The sequence below is a fragment of the Streptococcus pluranimalium genome, assembly GCF_047785745.1.
Classification (GTDB): Bacteria; Bacillota; Bacilli; order Lactobacillales; family Streptococcaceae; genus Streptococcus; species Streptococcus pluranimalium_B.
This window is the reverse complement of sequence record NZ_JBLOJT010000076.1, coordinates 1-8,944: the sequence shown is the minus strand read 5'-3', so window position 1 is coordinate 8,944 and position 8,944 is coordinate 1. Positions and strand designations below refer to the sequence as shown.

The window sequence follows — 8,944 nt, the reverse complement described above, 5'->3', positions numbered from 1 at the left end:
ACTACTCCCTGAATTTCATATATTTTTAAATATTATGATCTTTTTTTACGACCAGTAAAAAATAGACCAACCAAACAGAATCCAAACAAAGAGTAAGATAAATTATTAACTGAATTTGTCTTAGGTAAAGATTTTGTTTGAGATACCGCAGAGGCAGTTGCAGGTAGTGAATGCTTTTTATCTTCTGAAACCTTAGTGACGATAGCTGAAGATTCTGCTTTCTTATTACTTTCTTTAGCCTCTGGAGCTTCAGTTACAACTACATTTGAACCAGTTTGGATTGGTTCTTTTGGTTTTTCTGACGGTAAATTATCAGGATTTTTCTCCCAAATTGCGTAAAGTGTTGTATCTAATTTAGGGAAGAACTCATCTAGTTTTATGCCTTCTGAATTTGTTGCCCAACCTTTTAAACTAAAGCCATCTCTAGCTAAAGTAGGGAAATCAACTTTTTCACCTAACTTGTATTCTCGTTCTTCAATTACTTTTTCATCATGGTCCTTAAAGGTAACTTTAACTGTTCTTCTAGAAAACTTATCAAAGTCATCCTTAGTATATAAGAAACCTGCACGCAAAGCATTTACGTACGTGTAAAGTCTTTCAACTTCTTGCTTAGATCCTGAAGGAGGTGTTCCACCGCCAGCTGAATCAATTGTGATGTCATAACCTACTGCATCAGCATAAACTTTTAATACGGTTGTAGCTCGTGGTAAGTGTAAAATTGTACCAACAGCTAGGACTTTTTTAGCTCCAAATTCTTTGAACGCTTTAACCATTCCTACTGCGTTACCCGGTGTATCCCGAGCAATATCATCCAAAATCAATCGATCCGCAGAAATTCCATTTTCGACAAGCCATTTTGCCATTACATCTGCTTCCGCATATTCGTAACGAACAGGACCCCCACTAAGCACAATTGGAATATCTGGATACCTTTCAGCCATTTCTTTTGTTTTTTCGAGACGTGTTATCAATGCCGGTGAAGGAGTACCATCAGGATTTGGGGATTGACCAAAAACTGCAATGACATCAGGAACCATATCTGTAAGTTGGTCTGAACCATAATTTACTTTCTTAGCATTGTTTGAATCAGAAAATTTTAGTACATTATGAACAGCTTCTTCTGCTTCTGGTGAGATATATTTTAAAGCAGCTAAGCGGTTTTTTACTTGCTCCTTTTCACCTGTCACTTTAGCAGCAAGGATAGACAAAGATAAGGCATGAATATCGCTTGAATCTCTTCTTAAGATTCTATCTAGCTGTGAAAAAGCCTCCTTATAATTTTTATTTACTAAATAAACCTCTGCCTGTAAACGATAAGTGTTCAAATAGTCAGGATTTTCCTGAGCTTTCTGATCTAAAGATTTATACAGATCTTGCCATTCCCAACGTCTAAATCTAATAACATCTTCACTAAGAATTGAATCATTGGCATAAGAATCACCATAGTTGGAAATCAATTTTTCCAAAGGCTCACCTCTACCATCAGCTTTTGCACCTGGAGCAGGTAATTCTGAGTAGAAATCAAAACCGATTTCACTAGTATAGTCAACGCGTTCATTCGTAAGATTTTCATAAAAATCTTTTGAAATTGAAGCTTTCTCGGTATCTGATGCAGCTGAATAAGCTCTAGTTTGCACTCCAGGTGCTGAATCATCAGTACTAATTAAAGTAGTTGTTTCGTTTTCAGCTACTCTTGTCTCTGTACTAATTTCTGAATTAGTAGTATCAATACTTTGTGAGCTATCAATAGTACTAGTAACAGAGACGCTAGTAGGCAAATTTTCACTATTATTATCTAAAGCCTGTACATTTGGTCCTGATGACAAAAGCCAGAATAAAGCTAGTGTAGAAATTGAAGTTAATTTCAATGCTCTAAACTTTCTTGCTCTGTAAGAATTATTATTTGTATTGAACATGAGTATCCTCCAAAATGTTTATATCAATAAATCACGATAAGAAATATGACTATTAGAAAGCAAATCACTTCTTAAGACCATACTATTAAGGATATTTAACAGCATTTTTAAACGCTGAGGATTATTTTCAACGTTTATATGCACATCAATAATATATTCTTGAGATAGGTTACGATAGACAATAATATTATTCTCCTCAGATGAAAGATCCAGGTTAAATCTAATTTTTGTACCATTATTTTCAATTTCAATAATTTCAAAATTATCCATAGGCTCAATTTCAATAAAATTATTCCGAAATTCTATTGCTGGGAACTTTGTATCATACGAATACGAATCAAAAAATATCGTACTAAAAGAATCATCATAATCAAATTCTGACAAACCATCTTTTACATAGTAAATTGGATTTTGTGAAATGTTTAAATTCTTACCAAAGTTGGAACAAAGGTAATAATCATAGTTTTTATCGCCACTGTAATTTAATTCATATAATGTTTTTGTTTCGATCCTTTCTATATAATTTGAAAAATAGTGTTTCAGATTGAATTTCAACTGCTGAGTTGACAATCGACCATCAATGGCTATAATGGCTAGTCTTAATTTTTTCCGATCAAGTACAATGCGATTAAGTACACCTAAGAATGTCAGGTATAGTATATCCAGCTCTCTTTTCGAAAACTCATAAGCATACTTCTCGTAAAATTTTGAAGATAATTTCTCTACGAAATACCTTAAAATTGGTTGCTCATCGTTCCTGCTAAAATCCTTATAGCGTAAATCAATACTGTCAGATACTTTCAGCAGTATCTTTAAGCTAATCGGAAGCATTATTTTCAAAGTATCTTTAAAACAAGTGTAATCTTCAAAGAAATCAAATCGGAAGTAATCTGATAACTCTCTAAGGATAAAGTTTCTTGTTTCTTGAGCAAGTATAATAAGCTGACTATAATTTTCACTAGAACAATCTGAGAATCTATATAAATCCGTACTTATAACAGCAATGTAAGTTAAAAACTGAATTATTTCTTTTTCGAAAACAAATCCATACAGACGGCTATTTAATTTCTCAATAATTTCAACAACCAATTTATGTTCATCCGTAGATTCATAACAAAAATTTATCGGTTGTAGTTCTAGATCCTGATTTTTCTGATAATAATTATTTCGGAAATAAATTAAATAGATGATAAATCTTTCAATATTAAGGTCCGAAAAAACTATCCGAGATTTAGTAATTGAGCTTAAAATTATTTTTCGGATAAGTTCCTTGTCAAAATCGGAACAAGCAAACAAATTTTCATAATCAGGGACCCCTGACTTATAAGTAGTGTATCTATCAAAATACCTATATATTCTGATGGTCAGCATCACTTTCTTAAATTGTGGGCCAACAATCTCGATACCGTACTTCGGACGCATCTGGAGTGTTAGTCCATATTTCGAAACGAGATTTTTCACCTCCTGTAATTCTCTGGTCAAAGGAGTAGTCGTGAGTAGTTCACTCTGAAAGTCTTCAATTTTGAGTGGTATTGTAGATGATACCAGCCTTCTAAGAATATGTAAGACAAATGTATCTTTCTCATTTTCTAACTTGACAGAGGGAAATATCTGAAATAGCTCTTTGATTTGCTCTATATAACTAGGATTATTGATATGCAATTTGTAACCAAATGACCGTTTGGATTCAATACTTCCTAAATCCTGGATACATGATTTTAATTCATTGATATCTGATTTTATTGTTCGTGATGTTACATTTAACTTTTCAGCCATATACGAACTCGTTACAAAATCTTCCGAACGAAAAAGGAGGATAAATAACGCCTTAAGTCTAGGTTTGCTATCTAAGATTTTTAGTCTCTCCGATACTTTCTTATACACGATATTATCCTCCTATATTTTACTCTAAATACATTTCTCTAAGTCTATCGATAATTTCCTTATCAATATCTAACTCTGAGATAGCATATTGCTCAATTGAACCATAATCATCAAAAATAGAATTGATAGAGGCTTCAATAAAATCTGACTTTGTATCAATAAAAGAATAGAGATGGTCTAACACTTTTTCATCGGTTGTTAGTTTTCTATACCCTTCCATTTTTACTCTATTGCGTTCCTCACGATTTTTTCCAGTAATGAGATAATCGTGAATTAAATCCTCCTTACTGACACCGAGAATTCCTAAGAGTAACATAGCTCCGTAACCAGTACGATCTTTGCCTCCTCGACAATGCTGAACACTAGCTGGCGAATTTGGATTTGCAAGAACCGTTAGCATTTTAGAAAATGCTGTTTTAGATTCTTTACCCTCTGCAAATGTTCTATATTGTGAATAGACAACTTCTGAGTGATCTACTAATTGACCTGATTTTTGTTGCTCAATTATTTTATTGATAAGGTTAATGTCCTCATCCTCTTTAGAAGACTGAAATTGAGCTGCGAGCTCTGCAACATGAGCAGATGGATCTAGTTGAAAGCTCGTGACACCTGCATGGATTATAGGATTGGGGTACTTTGACACCTCATTATCACTCCTATAATCAACAATTGTCTTTAAGTTCAACTGTCTTAGATATTCTAAACCATCTTCTGTTGCATTGTGAATATGATCAGAACGATATAACACCCCCCATTTTACTCTCTTACCGTTATTAGCTTTATAACCACCCATATCTCTAAAATTATTCATTCCAGACACTGGTAAAGTTCTTTCAGCAACTTTGTACTCGCCTGACTTGGATTTAATCAGGAAATACGGTCTTCTATCTAACTCTAGCAGAATTTTAAATTTGTTATCATCAGTTTTCTTTAGAAACTTAATTGGCTCACCGTCTGAGCTACTTAACAGAAATACTTCGACTTCTTCATTTTCAGAATCATTTTCTCTAATAAAAGTGTAGATATTCTTCTGTAACTGTTTCACTTCAAACTCTTTAGCCATAATCTAACCTAACACTTTCAAATAGGTCAAGAGGATAGAAATAACCATAATTCCAAAGATCAATAGTGGAGCATGTTTGCCATTTGTTTTTTTCAAAATTTTATAGATAACAAAAGTTAACAGAATGCTAAACAGCCCAGGCATAACTTTGTCAAACATTTCTTGGAAGAGGATAACGTTGTCACCAGTCTTAATTTCAGAGACAACATTTACTTTAACGACAGAAGCAATAAGTCCTCCGATAACCATAAGACCGACAACATTCGCAATATTTGATAAACGTTGCAGTATATTGCCACCTACTCCTTCAATCATTTCTACACCTTTAGCGTGGCCTAAGTGGATACCATAATATTTAGACGCAATGTTTACAAAGTTATAGAGTAAGAACATTACAATCGGACCAAGGACACTACCATTTAATGCTAGAGCTGCACCAATACTTCCGCAAATTGGTAACCAAGTGAATTTCAATACACTATCACCAATACCTGCGAGTGGTCCCATTAGGCCAGTTTTGATACCAGTTACAGTATCCTTCTGATCTTCAGTTGTCGTTTCTTCCACGGCAGCTACAATTCCAAGAATCAAGGCATCTGAGTTAACATGACTATTAAAGAATTCAAGATGGCGCTTCATAGCTTTCACACGCAACTCTTTTGGCTTATCCTTGTACAAACGCTCAAGAACGGGTGTGAAACTTGACAAGAAACCAATAGCTTGCATTGATTGGAAGTTATTAGTTACGTTTAGTAATTGCATTCTCCAAAATATTTTATTTAAATCTTGCTTTGTAATTTTGTTACTCATAGATCATAGTCCTCCTCATCATTATCAATTTGTCCAACAACTTCTTTAACTTGAGCTTTTTGAGTTGCCAAGTCGTAAATCAAAGCAATCGGTAAAGCGATTAGAGTGATTGGTAAAACTGAAAGCTGCAGATAAACTGCTAGAGCAAAACCAGCGATTAGGAATGTCCAAAGCTCAGCTTTTTTCAACATCATCAGTAATAAGAGACCAATACCCACAGCAGGAATAATCTTACCTGCGACTGAAAGACCTGACATAATTTCTTTTGGAAGTGCAGCAACAACTTGGTCTACTACACCAGCACCGAGATATACAGCAATGAAAGTTGGAACTGCACGAATAAGGAAGGCAATTACCATCGGTATATAGTTAATACGATAAACTTTACTAAAGTCACCAGTCTCTGCGATTTTTTCAGCGATTGGATTCAAATAAACAATACTTGAACGATATAGTACGAGTAATTGTTGAGCTAATAGAGAAGCTGGAACCGCAACTGCTACAGCAGTCGCAACACCACCTGATGCAAGACCTAATGCCGTCCCGATTGCAGTACCTGAAATGATGTCAGGTGCTGAATAAGCTCCAACGTTACCGATACCCATCCACATAACTTCTAGTGAAGCACCAATGAGTAATGATGTTTGTACATCTCCCATTATCAAGCCGATAACGGGAGCAATCAGCAAGGGACGTCTCAACATTTGAGTACCAATATCATCAATTGCACATAGACCAGCCCACGCTGCAATTAGTAATGCCTGGATCATGAAATGACCTCCTCTAATTTAATTTTTTCATCGTTTGGAACCATCTGAATTGTTACTTCCACTGAGTTTTCCAATAATTTCTTGAATGCTTCCTTCTCGGAAGGTGTAACAGCAACTGACTTAGTTAGCTTCTCCCTACCTTCTTGGAACCGCATTCCACCCACATTAAGAGAAGGGATTGGAACACCAGCTTCGTAAGCTCTTAATACATCTTCACTAGTCGTAAATAGTAGCATTGTTCGTCTAGTAATTTTGTTTGTTTTGATAATTTCACCAAATTTTTCAACAGGAAATGCTTTTACAGAAATTCCTTGTGGAGCTGCCATAGTCAAAATACTTTTTTGAGTTTTGTCACCAGCAACTTTATCATTCAAAACAATAATTTGCTCAATCTTATGCATATTAACCCAGGTCGTAACTACTTGACCGTGAATTAAGCGATCATCTATCCTACTAAAGACTATAGTCATCTTCTTCTCCTTCTTCAATTAAATCTTGTTTAGTCCTGACACTAAATCCTTGGTCATAAGCTGTCTTTAATACAGCAGCTAATGATTCAATTTGCTGTCCACGATTCATCAGAACTTCTAAAAGCATGGGTAGATTCAACCCTGAGACAACTACTACTTTTTCCTGAGATAAAAGTTGTGATGCTAAATTTATTGGAGTTCCTCCGATAATATCCGTAAGAACAACCAGTCCTTTAGTTGTATCCAACGAGGAAATCTTTTGAAGCATCTCTTCTTTTAGAACCTCGACATCGTCAACTGTATATACTCCTAATGTCTCAAAGTTGGTCTGCTTACCTACAATCAACTCTGCACTATCAATTGCAGCCTTCGCAAAATTACCATGTGACATTAGTAGTAATGCAATACCGTCTAACATATTATCCTCCTGCTTTATTTTAATTAAATAAAAACTTTTTTTATAAGTTAATTATAAAGGGAATGATATGCGGTTTCAATGAAAGTATTTTCACTTTATAAAGTGAAATTTTTTGAAAAAAAGAAGCAATTAGCCACTAGACTAACTGCCACTATTTCATTCAGAAAATCTCTCAATTAACTCTTGTCCTAATATATTTTCAAAATCTAAATCAGTAACAAAATCATAACAGTTACTTCTACTACCCTGACTGAAGATCTCCTTAAAATTCTCAAACCATGGATACATCTGGCCAAGATTAGTGTCCCCAATAACTGTTTCTACAGGAAGTACACCCCCAAGGTAGGCTAATAGACGAGAAACCTCTGGAGAATACAGCCAATTTAAAAAGTTCAAGCAGTGAGTGACCTGAGCGGAGTATCTACTAATGCCAATAGAACCACCTCCGGTCATCGCTTGTTTGCCTGGTACACTAGCAATACCAAATTGGCAGGTAACATCATGTTTTTCAGATCCTGAGAACAGTGGTGAGATATAGTTTGAAAAGACTATTTCCATTGCGGTATGACCTAGACGTAGATGTCTAACATGATCTTCCCACCATAAATCTAGTTTACTGTTAGTAAATGTCACGCTATTTTTGTAGTCTTTAAATGCCTCATTGATAACAGATAAGTCCATATTATTCTTTAATAACTTTTCTCTATATCTCGGCATAAAGTCACATGTTGCAACGATAGGGGTCTTGACTGCTAATGTATGGCCGAAATCCGTCTGCAAATCTTTGTTAAAAGACTTACTAATACTTAACAAAAATCAAAAATAGCGATACAATAAGAATATGACAAAAGAATTTAGTGAATACAGGTTCTAAATAAAGTCCCACCTCGGTCTATTCAATTTTCAAAGGACCAGGAGGGACTATTTGATATTTTTCGGCTCTATAAGACTGTAGTGCGTAAATCCTCTACGGATGTTATAGGGCTTTTCGACTGTATCAAAAAAGTCCCACATGACTTATAATGAAAAGCGTCAAACAACTCATTAGAAAGTGTCATATGGAACTATTTAAGAATACCACAGGTTTAATTGGATTGAAAGATAACAAGATCACTATTTCTTTTGTTTTGAAACATCAAACTCATATTGACATACGAGCTAAACTTGATTATCAAGCGCCTGCTTATCTGTTTTGTCGAGAGAAGATGATCAAATACGACTTCCAAAAACCATCAACCATCCCGATTTTAGATGTTCAAGGCATGCCAACTGTCTTAAAACTCAAGAAACGGCGTTTTCAATGCAAAAACTGTCGCAAGGTTGTCGTCTTTCAAACCTCATTAGCGAAAAGAAACTGCCAAATCTCGCAACTAGTCTGGGCTAAAATCACACAGCTTCTAACTGAAGCCTTAAGCAATGCCGCTATCGCTAGGCAATGTCATGTCTCGGTAGCGACTGTCCAAAGACAACTCGAAGACTTTCAAATCAAAGAAACTTTCGATAAGCTACCTACCATTTTGTCTTGGGATGAATTGTCAAGAAACAAGGGGCAGCTAGCCTTTATTGCTCAGGACTTTTAGACCAGACAAATCGTCACTGTACTTGAGAACAAT

General features: G+C 35.1%; 8 protein-coding genes and 1 pseudogene. 1 reads left to right on the top strand and 8 read right to left on the bottom strand.

The window, feature by feature from the left end; all coding sequences use genetic code 11:
* Window positions 1–32: 32 nt before the first annotated feature.
* The 8 genes from ACMZ6U_RS07810 to ACMZ6U_RS07775 all read right to left on the bottom strand — a co-directional run bounded on the left by ACMZ6U_RS07810 (window position 33) and on the right by ACMZ6U_RS07775 (window position 8,048).
* Entirely contained in the window at window positions 33–1,916 is a 1,884-nt protein-coding gene (locus ACMZ6U_RS07810; protein ID WP_416107680.1) for an ElyC/SanA/YdcF family protein, read from the bottom strand.
* 18 nt (window positions 1,917–1,934) lie between these two features.
* Window positions 1,935–3,800 carry an HTH domain-containing protein gene (locus tag ACMZ6U_RS07805; protein ID WP_416107678.1) on the bottom strand — a complete coding sequence of 622 codons (1,866 nt, stop codon included), beginning with the start codon at window positions 3,798–3,800 and terminating at the stop codon, window positions 1,935–1,937.
* A 19-nt stretch (window positions 3,801–3,819) separates the two neighbouring features.
* Window positions 3,820–4,863, bottom strand: a complete 1,044-nt coding sequence (locus ACMZ6U_RS07800) for a tyrosine-protein phosphatase (RefSeq protein WP_416107676.1) — start codon at window positions 4,861–4,863, stop codon at window positions 3,820–3,822.
* A 3-nt stretch (window positions 4,864–4,866) separates the two neighbouring features.
* Window positions 4,867–5,673 (bottom strand): PTS system mannose/fructose/sorbose family transporter subunit IID, encoded by an 807-nt coding sequence (locus ACMZ6U_RS07795; protein ID WP_416107674.1) that lies wholly within the window; start codon window positions 5,671–5,673, stop codon window positions 4,867–4,869.
* Window positions 5,670–6,443: a PTS mannose/fructose/sorbose/N-acetylgalactosamine transporter subunit IIC gene (locus ACMZ6U_RS07790; protein ID WP_416107672.1), complete on the bottom strand. Its 774-nt coding sequence runs from the start codon at window positions 6,441–6,443 to the stop codon at window positions 5,670–5,672. The genes ACMZ6U_RS07795 and ACMZ6U_RS07790 overlap by 4 nt, the downstream gene beginning before the upstream one ends.
* Window positions 6,440–6,913 (bottom strand): PTS system mannose/fructose/N-acetylgalactosamine-transporter subunit IIB, encoded by a 474-nt coding sequence (locus ACMZ6U_RS07785; protein ID WP_416107670.1) that lies wholly within the window; start codon window positions 6,911–6,913, stop codon window positions 6,440–6,442. The genes ACMZ6U_RS07790 and ACMZ6U_RS07785 overlap by 4 nt, the downstream gene beginning before the upstream one ends.
* Window positions 6,897–7,331 carry a PTS sugar transporter subunit IIA gene (locus tag ACMZ6U_RS07780; RefSeq protein WP_416107668.1) on the bottom strand — a complete coding sequence of 145 codons (435 nt, stop codon included), beginning with the start codon at window positions 7,329–7,331 and terminating at the stop codon, window positions 6,897–6,899. Before ACMZ6U_RS07780 ends, ACMZ6U_RS07785 begins: the two co-directional genes overlap by 17 nt.
* A gap of 156 nt (window positions 7,332–7,487) precedes the next feature.
* Window positions 7,488–8,048 carry a hypothetical protein gene (locus tag ACMZ6U_RS07775; protein ID WP_416107666.1) on the bottom strand — a complete coding sequence of 187 codons (561 nt, stop codon included), beginning with the start codon at window positions 8,046–8,048 and terminating at the stop codon, window positions 7,488–7,490.
* 341 nt (window positions 8,049–8,389) lie between these two features.
* Here ACMZ6U_RS07775 and ACMZ6U_RS07770 point away from each other — a divergent pair.
* Window positions 8,390–8,908 (top strand): annotated as a pseudogene (locus ACMZ6U_RS07770) (transposase family protein); the annotation flags it as partial.
* Between the last annotated feature and the right edge of the window lie 36 nt (window positions 8,909–8,944).